Source organism: Ollibium composti (assembly GCF_004801285.1).
Classification (GTDB): Bacteria; Pseudomonadota; Alphaproteobacteria; order Rhizobiales; family Rhizobiaceae; genus Mesorhizobium; species Mesorhizobium composti.
In genome coordinates, this window is the sequence record NZ_SSNY01000005.1 from 277,523 (window position 1) to 293,241 (window position 15,719).

Genomic DNA, 15,719 nt, shown 5'->3' on the forward strand with positions numbered 1-15,719 from the left:
GCTGCTCGCCTGTCGTCAGCCCTGCCCGACGTTCTCGATGTCGTACGGCGTCGTCTGGTAGACCTGATTGATCCAGTTGCCGAACAGAAGATGCGCATGCGAGCGCCAGCGGTTGAGCGGCGGCTTGGATGGATCGTTGCCGGGATAGTATTCGTGCGGCACTTCGATTGCGGTGCCGGCGGCCACGTCGCGGTCGTATTCCTCCTTCAGCGAGGTGGAATCGTATTCGATGTGGTTGAACATGTAGAGCCGGTTGCCCGCCCTTTCGGACAAAAGGCAGGGACCGGTCCTGTCCGATTCCATCAGCAGTTCCAGCCCGGTGTCGGGCTTGATGTCGGCGCTGCGCACCTCCGTCCAGCGCGAGACGGGAATGGCGAAATCATCTGAAAAGCCGGCGAGATAGGGCGAGGCGGGCGCGTTGTTCCTGTGGCGGAAGACGCCGAACGCCTTCTTGTCCAGCGTGTATTTCGGCACGTCGTGGAAATGCCACGCCGCCGCCATCGCGCCCCAGCAGATGAAGAAGGAGGAATGGACGTTCGTCGCCGTCCAGTCGAGAATGCGGGTCAGCTCGTTCCAGTAGTTCACCTCCTCGAACGCCAGCAGTTCGATCGGTGCGCCGGTGACGATGAAGCCGTCGAACTTGCGATCCCGTACCTCCTCCCAGGTCTGGTAGAAGGCGATCAGGTGTTCTTCCGAGGTGTTCTTGGCCTTGTGGTTGCCGACGCGCACCAGCGTCAGTTCCACCTGCAGCGGCGTGGCGCCCATCAGCCTGGCGAACTGCGTTTCGGTGCGGATCTTGTTGGGCATCAGGTTGAGCAGGCCGATCTGCAAGGGGCGGATGTCCTGTCGTCGCGCTGTCTTCTCGTCCATGATGGACACGCCTTCGCGGGCAAGCACTTCGCGGGCGGGAAGCTGATCGGGGATCTTGATTGGCATGGGACACTCCAACAAAAAGACCGGCGGCGAAATCGCGACCGGCCCCATGGGTTTTGCCCTCACGGTCCTTTAGCGACTTCTTTAACGTGGCTGCAAGCCGACCGGCAAATCACCACGACGTTCGAAACCGTATCTATGCCTGCGGCGCGGCGTCGTCAACGGGCGCGGTTTGGCCCAGCCGCCACCTCTCGACAGCGGCGGCGGCGGCCTGTATTCCCGCAGCGGCTTCCACGGATTTCCGACATGACCAAGGCTGAGCATCAGGCACGTCCAACCCCGCGCGCGGGCATCATGGACATCGAGGCCTATGTGCCGGGCAAGAGCACCGCGCCCGCCGGCGTGAAGCTTTTCAAGCTGTCCTCGAACGAAAACCCGCTCGGCCCCTCGCCCAAGGCGATCGAGGCCGCGCGCGCGGTTGCCGGGCGACTCGACATCTATCCCGACGGCTCGGCCAGGCGGCTGCGCGAGGCGATCGGCGAGGTGCATGGGCTCAATCCGGCGAACATTGTCTGCTCCAACGGTTCGGACGAAATCCTCGGCCTGCTGACGCAGATCTACCTGTCGCCCGGCGACGAAGCGATTTTCACCGAACACGCCTTCATGGTCTACAAGATCTATGTGCAGGCAGCAGGCGCGAAGCCCGTGGTGGTGAAGGAGATCAACGAGCGGGCCGACGTCGACGCCATGTTGGCGGCGGTGACGTCACGCACGAAGATCGTCTTCCTCGCCAACCCCAACAATCCGACCGGCACCTACCTGCCGTTCGACGAGGTGCGCAGGCTCCATGCCGGCTTGCCGGCAAACGTGCTTTTGATCCTCGACGCCGCCTATGCCGAATATGTCCGGCGCAACGACTACGAGGCGGGAATCGAACTGGTCGGCTCCAGCGAGAACGTGGTGATGACGCGCACCTTCTCCAAGATCGGCCTCGGCGGCGCGCGGCTGGGCTGGATGTACGGCCCGCTTGCTATCGTCGATGCGGTGAACCGCGTGCGCGGGCCGTTCAACGTGAACGCCACCGCGATCGAGGCCGGCATCGCCTCCATCCGCGACCGCGAGCATATTGCGCGCAGCGTCGCCCACAACGAGCAGTGGCTCGCCTGGCTCACCGAAGAATTCACCAGGCTCGGCCTCCGCGTCACGCCCAGCGTCGGTAATTTTCTCCTCGTCCATTTCTCCGAAGCCGAAAGGCACTCGGCGGCGAAGGCCGACGATTATCTCACGGCACGCGGCTATATATTGCGGCGCGTTGCCGGCTACGGTTTTCCCAACGCGCTGCGCATGACGGTCGGAACCGAAGAAGCCAATCGCGGCGTCGCCGCCGCCCTTTCCGAATTCCTGAAAAGCCAGAACAATGCCTGAACCCCTGTTTGAAAAGATCGCGCTGGTCGGCATCGGCCTGATCGGCTCGTCGCTGGCGCGCGTCATCCGCCGCGAGCACCTTGCCCGCCATATCGCCATCGCCACGCGCAGTCCTTCGACGCTGAAGCGGGCCGAGGAACTCGGCCTCGGCGACAGTTATTCGACTGATCTTAGAGAGGCCGTGCGCGACGCGGACCTCGTCATCGTCTCGGTGCCGGTCGGCTCTTCGGCCGAGGTCGCAGAAGAAATCGCGCCGGCGCTGAAGAACGGGGCGATCCTCACCGATGTCGGCTCCACCAAGGCCTCGGTGATCGCGCAGATGCAGCCCTTCGTGCCGAAGGGCGTGCATTTCATCCCCGGCCATCCCTTGGCCGGCACGGAAAAGTCCGGCCCCGACGCCGGCTTTGCCGAACTGTTCGAGAACCGCTGGTGCATCTTCACGCCGCTGCCCGGCACCGATCCGGCCGCATTGGAAAAATTGTCGGAATTCTGGCGCCGTTGCGGCTCCAACATCGACACGATGGACGCCGAACATCATGACATGGTGCTGGCGATCGTCTCGCACCTGCCGCACATCATCGCCTACAACATCGTCGGCACCGCCGACGACCTGGAATCGGTAGCGAAGGGCGAGGTCATCAAATACGCGGCCTCCGGTTTCCGCGACTTCACCCGCCTTGCCGCCTCCGACCCGACTATGTGGCGCGACGTTTGCCTGCACAACAAGGACGCGATCCTGGAAATGCTGGCGCGTTTCTCCGAGGACCTTGCCTCGCTGCAGCGGGCGATCCGCTGGGGCGACGGGGAGAAACTGTTCGACCTGTTCACCCGCACGCGTGGCATCCGCCGTTCGATCATCGAGGCCGGCCAGGAAACGGCGGCGCCGGACTTCGGGCGGCACGGGGTGGAGCAGGGGAAGGGAATAGGGGAATAGGGCAGTGGGGCAGTAGGGCAGTAGGGCAGTAGGTATTGGACTACCTACCGCCGTACCGCCTTATTTCCTTACTCCCCTATCGCCCCGATCTTCCCCAACGGAATGAACCCCAGCGACGCCTTGCCCTTGGCGATAACCAGCGGCATCGACGGGGAGGAGCCCAGCATGGCAAGGGCTGCGAAGCCCTGCTCGATTTGGCGTTTCTGTTCCGGGATGATGCCGGCAAGCACGGTCGCTACCGCCTTCGGGTTGGTGAGCTTGATGTTCAATTTGGCGTCGATCAGGCCGTCGGCATCGATGGAGAGGGGGCCGGAGAGCGACACGCGCGCCTCGCCGGAGGAAAGTTCGAGGTTGGCGATCTCGATCGATTGGCCGCGCAGGCTTTTCGTGCCCGCCTGCAGCATCGCGACGCCGTTCTTCAGCGTCGCCTCGCCGGCAGCGTCGAAGGGCGGCACCAGGCGGCCGCCGATGGCCTCGGCATCGATCTCGACATCGCCGAAGCGGCCGCCGGCGACGAGGTCTTCGCCGCTCGGCCGCAGTTCGGTGTCGGCCTTGCCGGCGCTGAACAGCGAGACCGGGTCGCCGTCTTCCGGATCGGTCTGGCCCGACAGGCCCTCGGCGGTCAGGCTCAGGCTGGCCGGCGTCGGCCAGGACAGGCCGGCGTCGGCCCGCAGGTGATCCCAGTCGATCCACAGCGGTGGCATGCCGGGAGCGGTGGTCCTGAGCGGCCCGCGAAATTCCGCCGATGGCGAGAATGGCCGCAGGATCGTCGCCACCGCGTCCAGCTTGCCGCTGGAGGCGGCGACGGCGCGGGCGTCATCCTCATAGGCGAGACTGTCGCAGGAAACGACGAAGCGCAGCGGATAGCCGCTGACCGTGAGGTTGGCGCATTCAGCGTCGATCCCCTTGCCGTTCAGCGCGGCAATGACCTGGGCGGTCTGGCCGCGGACCCTGTCGGACAGCCAGAACCAGCCGGCGCTGTAGAGGCCGAACGCCACGAGCAGCGCCAGCACAAGCCAGAGCAGGCCGCGGCGGCGGGACTTCGGCGGGGATTGTTCACTTGACGTCATGCTGCCGCTCTCGTTAACGCGGGGAGTGCCGGCGGTTCCGCACGGCGTTCCCTTCCTTGCATACAGGCTTGGCGATATGGGCGATTTTTGGGTTTTTGGCTATGGCTCGCTGATCTGGCGGCCGGGGTTCGAGCATGTCGAGGCGCGCCGGGCGCGGCTTTACGGCTATCGCCGATCGCTCTGCATCTATTCCTTCGTCCATCGCGGCACGCGCGAGCGGCCGGGGCTGGTGTTGGGGCTGGATCGCGGCGGTTCCTGCGTCGGGCTTGCCTTCCGGGTGCGCGGCGAGCGGCACGACGAGGTGATCGACTATCTGCGTGCGCGCGAGCTCGTTACCAACGTCTATCTGGAACGCATGGTGGTGGTGCGGCTGGAGACAGGCGAGACGGTGCCGGCGGTGACCTATGTCGCCGATCGCGCGCATGAGCAGTATGCCGGCGCGCTGGATGAGGACAGGGCGGCGGCGGCGGTGCAGGGCGCATCAGGCCAGTCCGGCCGCAACGAAGATTATCTTTCCAGTACGCTGGAGCACCTGGAATCGCTCGGCATCCGCGACCGCTGGCTGGAGGGCGTGGCGCGGCGGCTCGCACCATCGTGAAGCGGCGATCCGGGCAAAACGGAACGTCTTTGCTTGGACCGGGTGGCCACAGGCAATAGGGTCGGCGGGCAACCAGTCGATTCGATGGACGAACACGGAGATATATCTTGCAGAAGCGCCGGCTCGGTCGAACAGACCTCGAAATCGCCCCTCTCGTCTTCGGCGGCAACGTGTTCGGCTGGACGGCCGATGAAAGGACATCCTTTTCCCTGCTCGATCGCTTCGTCGAAGCCGGCTTCAACGCCGTCGACACGGCCGACGCCTATTCGCGCTGGGTGCCGGGCAACAAGGGCGGCGAATCGGAAACCATCATCGGCAAGTGGATGAAGGCGCGGGGCAACCGCGAGCGCGTCGTCGTCATCACCAAGGTCGGCTCGGACATGGGGCAGGGCAAGAAGGACCTCTCCGCCGCCCATATCGAGAAGGCCGTCGAGGATTCGCTGAAGCGTTTGCAGATCGACGCCATCGACCTTTACCTGTCGCACTGGCCGGACCCGACGACGCCGCATGAGGAAACGCTGGGCGCCTACCAGAAGCTCATCAAGGCCGGCAAGGTTCGCGCCATCGGCGCCTCGAACCTCGATGCCGGACAGTTGCGCGCGGCCCTCGACATCGCCCGGCTGCGTGACCTGCCGCGCTACGAGGTCTTGCAGCCGGAATACAATCTCTACGACCGCGCTTCTTACGAGGGGCCGCTGGCCGACCTTTGCGCGGCCGAAGGGCTCGGCGTCATCACCTATTACAGCCTGGCCAGCGGCTTCCTGTCGGGCAAGTACCGTTCGGTCGCCGATCTCGGCAAGAGCGCGCGCGGCGGCGGGGTGAAGAAATATCTCGACAAGCGAGGCCTGCGCATCCTCGATGCGCTGGATGCTGTGGCGGCCCGGCACAAGGCCGCGCCGGCCGAGGTGGCATTGGCCTGGATCATCGCCCGTCCGGACGTGACCGCGCCGATCGCCAGCGCGACCAGCCTGGAGCAATTGGAGAGCCTGATCCGTTCGGCGTCGCTGCCGCTGTCGGCCGCCGATGTAAGAGAACTGGACGACGCCAGCGCCTGAGAGTCCTTTTGAAATCCCGTGAGGCCGGGCTGCAAACGATACCCGGCTGCGCTCCGGTGCTCACGTACTTGGTGTACGTTCCGCTCCGGTGCTCGCCGACCATCGTTTTCGCTACGGCCTGACGGTTTTCAAAAGGACTCTGAGCTTATCCGAAGAGTGCCTACTTCCACTTCGCCTCGGACGTCAATTCCGCCAGCCGCTTGACGGCGGTCGGCGGCAGCGGCGGCGGGTTCGGCTGGCGCGATGCCTCGACGAGCAAGGCGTCGCAGGCTGCCTCCGTCTCCGAAATCAGTCGCCGCATGAATTCGTCCTTACCGAGCCCCGGCGGGATGGCGGGCAGGAAGCGGGCGCGGATGGTTCCCGGATAGCGCAGGAACTTGCGGCGCGGCCAGTAGAGGCCGGCGACATGGGCGACCGGCACCACCGGCAGGCCGAGCTGCGTGTAGATCTCGACGATGCCGTATTTGTAGGCTGGTTCGGCGCCGGGCGCGCGGCGCGTGCCTTCGGGGTAGATGATGAGCTGGCGCGGGTTGCGCGCCATTTCGGCCCTCGTGGCGGCGGTGACGGCCTTCAGCGCCTTGGAACGGCTGCCGCGATCGACCGGGATCATGCGCATCTTCTGGATGTACCAGCCGAAGAAGGGAATCCAGGTCAGCTCGCGCTTGAGGATGTAGAGCGGATCTTTCAGGTAGGGGAAGAAGGCGATGGCGTCCCAGAACGACTGGTGCTTGGGCGCGAGGATGAAGGAGCCCTCCGGGAGGTTCTCCGTGCCGGCGATGTCGCTTTTCGTGCCGGCGATCACGCGGTAGAGCCACAGGCTGGTTCGCGACCAGAATTTCGGCACGAACCAGGCGCGGTGGCGCGGCGACAGGAAGTAATAGGGCGTCCAGAGGATCATCTGGACGATCAGGCTGACGTAGAACGCAAAGTTGAAAGCCAGCGAACGGAGGTAGAGCATCGGTGGGGCTGCCCGGTAGGATTTGCCGTTCGTTACACCAAGGCTGGCGAAAAAGGAAACGGCTATCGGACGGAAGGGGGGCCTGCGCCGGCCAGCGTGACGCCGTCGGGCGTCGGCTTCAACGGTACGATGCCGCGCGCCAGCGCCAGGAGATACTTGTTGTATTCGGTGAACAGCACGCGCAGAGCCTCCGGCTTGGTCAGCCAGTTGCCGTTGCCGAGATCGGAATTGACCACCGGATAGGGTTCCAGTCGAGCGCCGCCCAGCAGCCGGCCGAGCTCCAGCAGGCTGCGCGGCATGTGGTAGTTGTTGGTGACGACGATGATGCTGCCATAGGCATGGTTCTCCACCCACTTGGCGCTTTCCTCGGCGTTGCCGATGGTGTCGAGCGCGGTGCGGTCGAGGTCGACGCAGCAGGAGAATAGCGCCTTGTCGCCGCCCATCGCCCTTTGCAACTGGAAACGGCTGGCGGAGGGATGCACGCCGCTGATCAGCAGCCGTTGGCCCTTGCCGGATTCGAGCAGTTCCATCGCCGCGTCGAGCCGCGCCTGGCCGCCGGTCAAAACGATGATGGCGTCAGCCTTTTGCGGATCGGCCGGCGTCGACAGGTGGGCGACATGGCTGGCGAACCAGCCGAAACCGACGACGAAGCAGGCGGCCACCAGGACCAGACAACCGAGCGCAATCCGCACGACGGCGCGGCCTGGCAGGCGCGCGCCATCGACCGCCGCCGGCGCGGTGCCCGCCGTGTCGATCGAATCCTGCCCCTTCATGCTCACATGGTTAACTCCGAATTGCGGCCTTTGGTAGGTCGCAGCCGTCGTTTGGTTGCGCCAGGTCAAATCCATCGGCGATCTGGCCCTATCCCGTGTCGGTCTGGCGAGCGTCGAGGTCGCTGAGGAAGGCCACGACCGTGGCATGCGAGGTCGCCGCCGTCAAAACGCCGATGACCAGCACCATCAGGAAGACGCCGAGATAGCCGGCCCAGCCGATGGCGAAATGGCCGAACAGCGCGGTCGCCTGGTCGGCCTGCGGGGTCGCCATGTTGCGCGACGACCACCAGGAAAAGACGATGAAGACGAGGATCGCCGCCGCGCCGCCGGCAGCCGCGCCTTTCATGCCGGTCAAAAGGAAATGGCGGCGGAACTCGCGGGCGATGAAGCGAGCCTCGGCGCCGACGAAATGCAGCACCTCGATGATGTGGCCGTTGCCGGCCATGGCGCCGCGCGTGGCGAAGACGACGGTCAGCACCGTCGCCGCCAGCATCAGCGCCAGCACCGCGATGCCGATGGCGACCGTGGTGCGGGCCATGGCGACCAGCCGGTCCACCCAGGTGCGGTGGTCGTCCAGTCCAGCCGTCGGCAGCTTGCCGGCGAGCGCTGTCCTCAAGGCTGTGAAATCCGGCGGGTTCACCTCGTCGATGGTGACGATGACGAGACGCGGCACCGGCAGGGCCTCGATGTCCAGTCCGGCCCCCAGCCAGGGTTCGAGAAGACGCGCGGTGGCGTCGCGGTCGACGATGCGGGTGCCGGTCACGCCCGGCGTCGCGGCAGCGATCTCGGCGGCGGTGGCGAGGGCGGCCTCCATGTCCAGCCCGTCGGCCGGCTTGATCTGGATCGTCGCCTCGCGCGAGATCTGGTTTTCCCACACCGAGGCGGTGTCGCGCACCAGCGTCACCGCGCCGAAGGTGAGGCACGACAGGAAGGTCATGATGGCGATGACCAGCACCAGCGCGCGCCCGGCGATGTTGCCGGCCGGCACGATGGGGGCGCTGCGCCGCTGGATGCGCTCGCGCACCTCGACGCGTCCGGCGCTGCTCTCTTTGGGGTGGTCGGCGGACAGGTCAGTCATAGATGTCCAGCCTTCCGCCCGAGAGAATCAGCCGGCGCGCGTCGACCTGATCCATCAGGCCGAGGTCGTGCGTGGCGATGACGACGGCGGTGCCCAGCCGGTTCAGTTCGATGAACAGGCGCAGCAGGCGGCGGGCAAGCTGCGGGTCGACATTGCCCGTCGGCTCGTCGGCCAGCAGGATTTCCGGCTGCTCGATCAGGGCGCGGGCGATAGCGGTGCGCTGCTTTTCGCCGCCGGAGAGTACCGGCGGCAGGACGTGCATGCGCTCGCCCAGTCCCACCCATTTCAGCAGTTCGGTCACGTCGGTGCGGTAGCTGGATTCCTCGCGCCCGCGCACGCGCAGCGGCAGCGCTACGTTCTCGTAGGTCGTCATGTGGTCGAGCAGGCGGAAATCCTGGAACACCACGCCGATGCGCCGGCGCAGCAGCGGCAGTTCCGAACGCGGGATGCGGGCGCGATCCTTGCCGAAGACGGTGATCAGCCCGCGCGTCGGCTTCAGCGACAGGAAGAGCAGGCGCAGCAGGGTCGTCTTGCCGGCGCCCGACGGCCCGCTGAGGAACTGGAACGAGCGCTCCGGTATCTGCAGGGTGATGTCGCGGAGGATTTCCGGACCCATGCCATAGCGGAGGCCGACATTTTCGAAGCGGATCACGTTCGACGACCTGGGTGATTGCGTGGCGGCGCGCCGCCCGTTTCTTTGAAACCATCGGGCGGCATGGTTAACGGGCGGTTAAATTGTGGCTCTGGCGGGTGCGTCAAAGTCTCTCCGGTCGGGAAGCGTTAACCAATTCCGTTTACGAAAAACGCAATATGGCACTATCAGGGACAATCTCGGGCGCAAGGGCGCACAGGCGGACGGCACGCCCGGTTTCCGGCGAAATCATGGCCGCCGTCGCATTCGATGGCGTGGCGCCGCGCCGCGCCGTTGATCCCGCCGATGTCGTCGACGCCGACTACGAGGTCGTGCGACCCGGCAGGCCGGAGCCTATCCCGGCGGTGAAGGTCGAGACTGCGCAGGCATCGCCGCGCGTCGGCATGGATATGCTGCGCAAGGAAAAGACGGAACCGGAACGACGGGCGCCGGCGCGTGGCGGCCCGCTGTTCTGGATCACCGGCATCGGCATCGCGCTCGCCGCGTTCTGGGTCTCTGGAGGGCATGCGCTGGTGCGCGATTCTGGGCTGTTCTCCGGGCCGCCGGCAGTGCAGGCCGCTTTCAGCGTGACCGGCGTCAGGTCGCGCTTCGACGTATCGGGAACCAAGCCCGTGCTGCTCGTCGACGGCGAGGCCGCCAACGAGGGCGGCGAGGCCGGCGTCCTGCCGCCGCTGGAAATCCGTGTCGCCGCGTCCGACGGCCGCGTGACGCGCTATACGCTGGGGACATCCGGCCGCATTCTGGCTGCCGGTGAAAGATTCGCCTTTTCCAGCCGATTGGACGTGCCTAAGAACGGCGTAGGGACCGTATCGGTCACGTTCGCCGAATAGGTCGGCCGAGGTTTGGCCGAACCGGATCTCACAAACCCTGAACGATAGGGGAAGACGCAGCATGCCAGTCGTTCGCGGCAAGTCAATCGAGGTGCTGTTTTCGGCGTCGGCCATTGCCCAGCGCAATCTGGAGCTGGCCAAGGAGATCGCCTCGCGCGACTACCACGACCTTTTGGTCATCTCGGTCTTGAAGGGCTCGTTCATCTTCGCCGCCGACCTCATCCGCGCCATGCACGATGCCGGTCTCGCGCCGGAGGTCGAGTTCATCTTCATCTCCAGTTACGGCGCCGGCACCAGCAGCGGCGAGGTTAGGGTGCTGCGCGACATCGACAACGAGGTCGCCGGACGCGACGTGCTGTTGATCGACGACATCCTGGAATCGGGCAAGACGCTGAAGTTCACCCGCGAACTAATGTTGTCGCGCGGCGCCAAAAGCTGCTCGATCGCCGTGCTGCTCGACAAGCGCATGCGCCGCCAGACCACGCTGAACGCCGACTATGTCGGCTTCGACTGCCCGGATTTCTTCGTTGTCGGCTACGGCATGGATGTGGGGCACGCTTTTCGCGAATTGCCCTTTGTCGGCATCGTGCGCGGCGACGCGTAGGCGATCAGGAAAAGTTTAACGCTTAGCCGCCATGGTGCGCGCCATGGCAAAGCTCCTGATCGTCGAGGACGACGAATCCGTCCGCACACTCGCCGCCCGCGCGCTCGAACGCGCCGGGCACCAGATCGACGTCGCCGCCGACGGCGCGGCCGGACTGGCCTCGATCCGTGCCGCGGCTGGCGGCTACGACCTCGTCGTTTCGGATATCCGCATGCCGGAGATGGACGGCATCGAAATGGCGAAGGCGGCGGCCGCCGCCTATCCGGCGATGCGCATCATGCTGGTCACCGGTTATGCCGACCAGCGCGAGCGCGCCGAGGAACTGAACGGCATCATTCGCGACGTCGTGCAGAAGCCGTTCACGCTCGCCGAAATCCGCGAACGGGTGAGCCGCGCGCTGAACTGAACGGCGGATATCGAACCGCTGCCCGGAATTACGAAGCCGGTTCCGCCTCTGCACCCTGTCCGTCCGCTTCTTCCCAGAAGGTCAGCCGGTTGCCGAAGGGATCGGCGACCGTGACTTCCCTGGTCTGCCATGGCGTGTGTTCGAGGCCCGGCCGCGCGAAGCGGTATCTCTTGCCGATCAACTCCTGATGGAGGCCCGCCACGTCCTGCGTGCGGATGCGAACGGTGGAACCCGGGGTGCCGTCGCCATGATGCTCGCTCAGGTGGAGGACGCAGGCATCGCGCGAGATGCCGACGTAGAGCGGCGCGTTGTCGTCGAAGCGGTGCTCCCAGTCGATCGTGAAGCCGAGGAAGCCGACATAGAACTCATGCGCCTTGGCCACGTCGAAGATGCGCAGGATGGGCGTTACGTTGCCGAGCTTCGTCATCGTTCACCATCGCCGGAAAGAATGCCCTAGCGACCAGGGTTCGGATCGCGCCCTACTTCAACTCCAGCAGGCGTTCCAGGTAACTGCGCTCGACGTCGGGCGAGAGCGCGTTGCCCAGCCGCTTGCGGATGGCTTCGAGGATCTGGCGCGCGCGCTGCACGTCGATCTCGTCCGGCACCTTCACCGAATCGCCGAAGTCCGGGCCTTCGGTGGCGCGGGGACGGCCGAGCGGATCGCGGTCGGCATTCTGCTGGCGCCCGCCCGCCTGCGCGCCGCCTTCGTCGCCCTGCATGGCCTGCAACTGCTGCATCATGTCCTGCGCGCCCTTGCGCAGGGCTTCCAGCGCCCGGCCCTGATGGCCGACGGCGCCGTTGCCGTCCGCGTCGCCGAGCGAGCGTTCGGCACTGCCCATTTCCTTGCCGGCATCGCCGAACCCCTGGTTCGGCTGCATACCCATGCCTTCCAGGCTCTTGCCGAGCTGTTCCAGGTCCTTCTGCAGCTTGCCCTGGCCTTCTTGCAACTGCTTCAAGGCATCGGCGAACTCCTGCGGCGTCATCGGCTTGCCGTCGCCCTGCTGGCCTTGCTGGCCGTTCTGCGGCTGGTCCTGCTCGCCCGGCATGCCCTGGTTCTCGCCGAACTCCTGCTCCTCGCCCTGCTGGCCTGGCTGCATGCGGTCCATGCGGAAGGTTTCGTTCATCATCTCCTGCTGGCGGCGCATGATCTCGCCCAGCTTGTCCATCTGCTGGCGCATCTCGCTCTGGCCCTGCCTCTGCTGCTGCTGACGGCCGGCCTGCAGGTTGTTCATCATGTCTTCGAGCTGCGACAGCAACTGCTGCGCCTTGTCGCGGTCGCCCGACTTCGCCAGATTCTCGATCTGGTCCATCATCCGCTCGAGGTCGCGCTGGCTGAGCTCCCTGGCGCCGTCGGGCATGCGCGGGGCGTTCCTGTCGTTGGGATGGCGCTCGGCGAATTCGCGCAGGAAGTCCTGCATCGCCTGGCGCAATTCCTTCATCGCCTTGTCGATCTCCTCGTCGCTGGCGCCGTTCTTCAACAGGTCCTGCAGGTTCTGCTGCGCCTGCCTGAGCTTCCTCTCGGCCGCCGACAGGTCGCCTTCCTCGATGCCGAGCGCGATGTCCCACATATAGGAAACGACGTCGCGCAACTGGTCGTCGCTGTCGGCCAGCTTGAGCCGGCTGCGGGCGCTCATGATGGCCAGGTAATGCGCCATGTTGTCGAACGTATCCTCAGGACGCAGCGTGATGGCGTCCATCAGGTCGAGCACGTGCGGCCGGGCGTTGGCATCGAGTCCAAGCAGGCGCCGCTGCTCGATCACGGCGCGCGCCAGCGGGTTGGTGAAAGGCCGCTCCGGCATGGTGAGCGTCTTCGTCTCGCTGCGGGCGACCTGGCCGGCGTCGTCGGCCGCCTCCAGCGTCAGCCGGATGGTCGAGCCGGCCCAGACGTGCTCGGTCAGGTCTTTGGTGGTGCGGGCGGCATTGGCCTTGCCGCCGCGGCGCGGCAGGGAAAGCGGCATTTCCGGCACGGGATAGAGCGGGCGGGTACCCGGCGCCGGCGGATCGGCGAGCGCGAAGTCGGCTCGTGCCGTCGACGCGCCGTAGTCGTCGTCGATCTGGTAGTTCAGCTCCATTGTGCCGTTGGCGGCACGCTTTGGGTCGCCGACGAACCGGATTTGCGGCGCGGTGTCCGGCACGACGGCGAAACGCCAGCGGCCGCGTTCGGTTTCGCCGGATTTCAGGAAGAGTTCGCCGTCGGTATTGAGCTTGCCGGCGAACTGGCGAACGGCCGGACCTGTCGCGGGTGCGCCGGTGCTTCCTGCTCCGGGCGTGTTGGCGGCAGTCGCCTTGGGTTGTGCGGCCTCGATTTGGCGGGTGTTGCCGCCGGTGTCCCGATAGCCCAGCGTCTCGTCGCCTGCGCCGCCGGTAACCCGCAGGGTGACGTCGCTACCCTGCGGTACGGTGAAGGCACTCGTGCCCTGGTTGGCGTCGGCGGTCAGGAAGATCGGCGGTTTGCCGGTATAGGCCGGCGGCGTTACCCAGGCGTCGATGCGCGGCGGCACGGTTTCCGCCGTCGGCCGCTGGCGGAAGGCATCGGCGACGCTGCCGCCTTGCGGACCGAGCGAGAAGGCCAGCGCCGCGACGAGGGCGAGGGCCGCCACCGCGCGCAGCGCCCAGGGGTCGCGGTCCGGCACGCGCGGGCGCGGCAGGTCTGCGCCGAGACGGTTCAGGCGGGCCGCCATGCGGCGCTGGTGCTCGTCCCACAGCGCCTGCGAGAAGGCCGAGCCATGGCCACTCGGCCGGTCGGTACGGACCTGCAAGGGCGTGTGCGGCAGCGCGTTTGCAGCCTCGATGCGGCGGTCCACTTCGGCGGCCGTCGGCAGGCGGAAGAAACGCAAGGGATAGAGAGCGGCCAGCGCGGCCAGTGCAAAGCCTGTCACGACGACGAGGCGCACGGTATCCGACAGGCGAGGGAACAGGCCGAACCAGGCAAAGCTGAGGAAAAGGACGGCGACAATGACGAACGGCAGTACGAGTGGCCAGCCACGCTCGACGACGATGGCGGCGCGCGTGAGCGTGCGGCTGGCGGCAAGCCGCGCCGCGAGATGCCTTCCGGTGCTGACTGCGGGTCGTTCCGTCATCGGCCCTTGTTCGCCGCCGGCCTTGGGGTGGGCGGCCTCACTTCGCAGACAATACCAGCAAACACGGCAAAGGCGAGGCAGGTTCCAAAAACGTGATGCGCCTGCCTCGTTTGTCAGAGCCAGTCCGGCAGCCGGTCCAGCCCGATCAGATCGTCATAGGTCTGGCGTGGACGCACGACCGCAAACCGGTCGCCGTCCACCAGCACTTCCGGCACCAGCAGGCGGGAATTGTAGGTGCCGGCCTGCACCGCGCCGTAGGCGCCGGCGGTTCCCACCGCGATGAGGTCGCCGGCCTTCAGGCGCGGCAGGTCGCGGTCGAGGCCCAGGAAATCGCCCGTCTCGCAGACCGGGCCTACGACGTCGACCTTGAGGCGCTGGGCATCGGGTGCCGGCTGGACGACTGGGCGGATATCGTGGAAAGCGTCATAGAGCGTGGGGCGGATGAGGTCGTTCATCGCGGCATCGACGATGAGGAAATTCTTCGCGTCGCCTTCCTTCACATAGACGACTTCAGCGACGAGGATGCCGGCATTGCCGACGATCATACGGCCCGGCTCGAACATTATCTTGAGGCCGAGCTTGCTGACATGCTTGCGCGCCACCGCCGCATAGGCGTCGGGCAGCGGCGGCGGGTTGTTGTCGGCCCGGTAGGGGATGCCGAGGCCGCCGCCGAGATCGACATGGTCGATGGCGTGGCCGTCCGCGCGCAGCATGTCGACCAGATCGACCAGCAGGGCGAAGGCGTCGTCGAAGGGCTGCAACTCGGTGATCTGGCTGCCGATATGCATGTCGATGCCGGTGACGCGGATGCCCGGCAGTTCGGCGGCGCGGCGGTAGACCTCGCGGGCGCGCTGGCGGGGGATGCCGAACTTGTTCTCGGCCTTGCCGGTGGAAATCTTCTTGTGGGTTTTCGCATCCACGTCGGGGTTGATGCGCAGCGAGACGGGCGCTGTCTTGCCAAGTGCGACGGCGCGGGCCGAGAGCAATTCCAGTTCCGGCTCCGATTCGACGTTGAAGCACAGGATGCCGGCTTGCAGCGCGAAATCCATCTCGCGCGCCGTCTTGCCGACGCCGGAGAACAGGATCTTGTCGGCCGGGATGTCGGCGGCCAGCGCGCGGCGCATCTCGCCTTCCGACACCACGTCGGCGCCGGCGCCGAGCTTGGCCAGCGTCTTCAGCACGGCCTGGTTGGAGTTCGCCTTCATGGCGTAGCAGACCAGCGCATCGAGCCCGGCGAAGGCCTCGGAGAAGACGCGGAAATGGCGGGTCAGCGTGGCGGTCGAATAGCAATAGAAGGGCGTGCCGACCGCCGCCGCAATATCGGGGATCGCCACGTCTTCGGCGTGCAGCACGCCGTCGCGATAGTCGAAATGGTTCACTGGA

General features: G+C 66.1%; 16 protein-coding genes and 1 riboswitch. Of the genes, 7 read left to right on the top strand and 9 right to left on the bottom strand.

The window, feature by feature from the left end; all coding sequences use genetic code 11:
- Window positions 1–15 precede the first annotated feature (15 nt).
- On the bottom strand, window positions 16–936 hold the full coding sequence (gene metA, locus E6C48_RS11215) for a homoserine O-acetyltransferase MetA (protein ID WP_136357137.1): 921 nt from the start codon (window positions 934–936) through the stop codon (window positions 16–18).
- Window positions 937–985: 49 nt separating this feature from the next.
- Window positions 986–1,062: riboswitch (SAM riboswitch) on the bottom strand.
- 117 nt (window positions 1,063–1,179) lie between these two features.
- Between metA and E6C48_RS11220 the strand changes: the two genes are divergently transcribed.
- Both E6C48_RS11220 and E6C48_RS11225 read left to right on the top strand, forming a co-directional pair.
- On the top strand, window positions 1,180–2,298 hold the full coding sequence (locus E6C48_RS11220; RefSeq protein WP_136357139.1) for a pyridoxal phosphate-dependent aminotransferase: 1,119 nt from the start codon (window positions 1,180–1,182) through the stop codon (window positions 2,296–2,298).
- On the top strand, window positions 2,291–3,232 hold the full coding sequence (locus tag E6C48_RS11225; protein ID WP_206086471.1) for a prephenate/arogenate dehydrogenase family protein: 942 nt from the start codon (window positions 2,291–2,293) through the stop codon (window positions 3,230–3,232). The genes E6C48_RS11220 and E6C48_RS11225 overlap by 8 nt, the downstream gene beginning before the upstream one ends.
- 68 nt (window positions 3,233–3,300) lie before the next feature.
- Here E6C48_RS11225 and E6C48_RS11230 read toward each other — a convergent pair whose 3' ends face one another.
- Window positions 3,301–4,302, bottom strand: coding sequence for a DUF2125 domain-containing protein (locus tag E6C48_RS11230; RefSeq protein WP_136357141.1), 1,002 nt, complete (start codon window positions 4,300–4,302; stop codon window positions 3,301–3,303).
- 76 nt (window positions 4,303–4,378) lie between these two features.
- Between E6C48_RS11230 and E6C48_RS11235 the strand changes: the two genes are divergently transcribed.
- Window positions 4,379–4,900 carry a gamma-glutamylcyclotransferase gene (locus E6C48_RS11235; RefSeq protein WP_136357142.1) on the top strand — a complete coding sequence of 174 codons (522 nt, stop codon included), beginning with the start codon at window positions 4,379–4,381 and terminating at the stop codon, window positions 4,898–4,900.
- Between the two features lie 107 nt (window positions 4,901–5,007).
- A complete protein-coding gene (locus E6C48_RS11240) occupies window positions 5,008–5,955 on the top strand; it encodes an aldo/keto reductase (RefSeq protein WP_136357144.1) in 948 nt (315 codons plus the stop codon).
- A 160-nt stretch (window positions 5,956–6,115) separates the two neighbouring features.
- On the opposite strand, the gene E6C48_RS11245 is transcribed toward E6C48_RS11240, so the two are convergent.
- From E6C48_RS11245 to ftsE, 4 genes are all read right to left on the bottom strand, one after another.
- Window positions 6,116–6,913 carry a lysophospholipid acyltransferase family protein gene (locus tag E6C48_RS11245; protein WP_136357146.1) on the bottom strand — a complete coding sequence of 266 codons (798 nt, stop codon included), beginning with the start codon at window positions 6,911–6,913 and terminating at the stop codon, window positions 6,116–6,118.
- Between the two features lie 62 nt (window positions 6,914–6,975).
- A complete protein-coding gene (locus tag E6C48_RS11250) occupies window positions 6,976–7,686 on the bottom strand; it encodes a YdcF family protein (RefSeq protein ID WP_136357240.1) in 711 nt (236 codons plus the stop codon).
- An 88-nt stretch (window positions 7,687–7,774) separates the two neighbouring features.
- Window positions 7,775–8,764 (bottom strand): cell division protein FtsX, encoded by a 990-nt coding sequence (locus E6C48_RS11255; RefSeq protein ID WP_136357148.1) that lies wholly within the window; start codon window positions 8,762–8,764, stop codon window positions 7,775–7,777.
- Entirely contained in the window at window positions 8,757–9,416 is a 660-nt protein-coding gene (ftsE, locus tag E6C48_RS11260) for a cell division ATP-binding protein FtsE (RefSeq protein WP_136357150.1), read from the bottom strand. Before ftsE ends, E6C48_RS11255 begins: the two co-directional genes overlap by 8 nt.
- A 230-nt stretch (window positions 9,417–9,646) precedes the next feature.
- On the opposite strand from ftsE, the gene E6C48_RS11265 reads away from it, so the two are divergent.
- From E6C48_RS11265 to E6C48_RS11275, 3 genes are all read left to right on the top strand, one after another.
- Complete coding sequence (locus E6C48_RS11265; RefSeq protein WP_230978728.1) at window positions 9,647–10,246, top strand: hypothetical protein; 600 nt, start codon at window positions 9,647–9,649, stop codon at window positions 10,244–10,246.
- Between the two features lie 61 nt (window positions 10,247–10,307).
- On the top strand, window positions 10,308–10,850 hold the full coding sequence (gene hpt, locus E6C48_RS11270; RefSeq protein WP_136357154.1) for a hypoxanthine phosphoribosyltransferase: 543 nt from the start codon (window positions 10,308–10,310) through the stop codon (window positions 10,848–10,850).
- A gap of 43 nt (window positions 10,851–10,893) precedes the next feature.
- Window positions 10,894–11,256, top strand: a complete 363-nt coding sequence (locus E6C48_RS11275; protein WP_168734505.1) for a response regulator — start codon at window positions 10,894–10,896, stop codon at window positions 11,254–11,256.
- Window positions 11,257–11,284: 28 nt separating this feature from the next.
- Here the strand turns inward: E6C48_RS11275 and E6C48_RS11280 are convergent, their stop codons facing one another.
- From E6C48_RS11280 to lysA, 3 genes are all read right to left on the bottom strand, one after another.
- Window positions 11,285–11,683: a glyoxalase superfamily protein gene (locus tag E6C48_RS11280; RefSeq protein ID WP_136357156.1), complete on the bottom strand. Its 399-nt coding sequence runs from the start codon at window positions 11,681–11,683 to the stop codon at window positions 11,285–11,287.
- Window positions 11,684–11,735: 52 nt separating this feature from the next.
- Complete coding sequence (locus E6C48_RS11285) at window positions 11,736–14,336, bottom strand: TIGR02302 family protein (RefSeq protein ID WP_136357158.1); 2,601 nt, start codon at window positions 14,334–14,336, stop codon at window positions 11,736–11,738.
- Between the two features lie 113 nt (window positions 14,337–14,449).
- Window positions 14,450–15,715 (bottom strand): diaminopimelate decarboxylase, encoded by a 1,266-nt coding sequence (gene lysA, locus E6C48_RS11290; protein WP_136357160.1) that lies wholly within the window; start codon window positions 15,713–15,715, stop codon window positions 14,450–14,452.
- Between the last annotated feature and the right edge of the window lie 4 nt (window positions 15,716–15,719).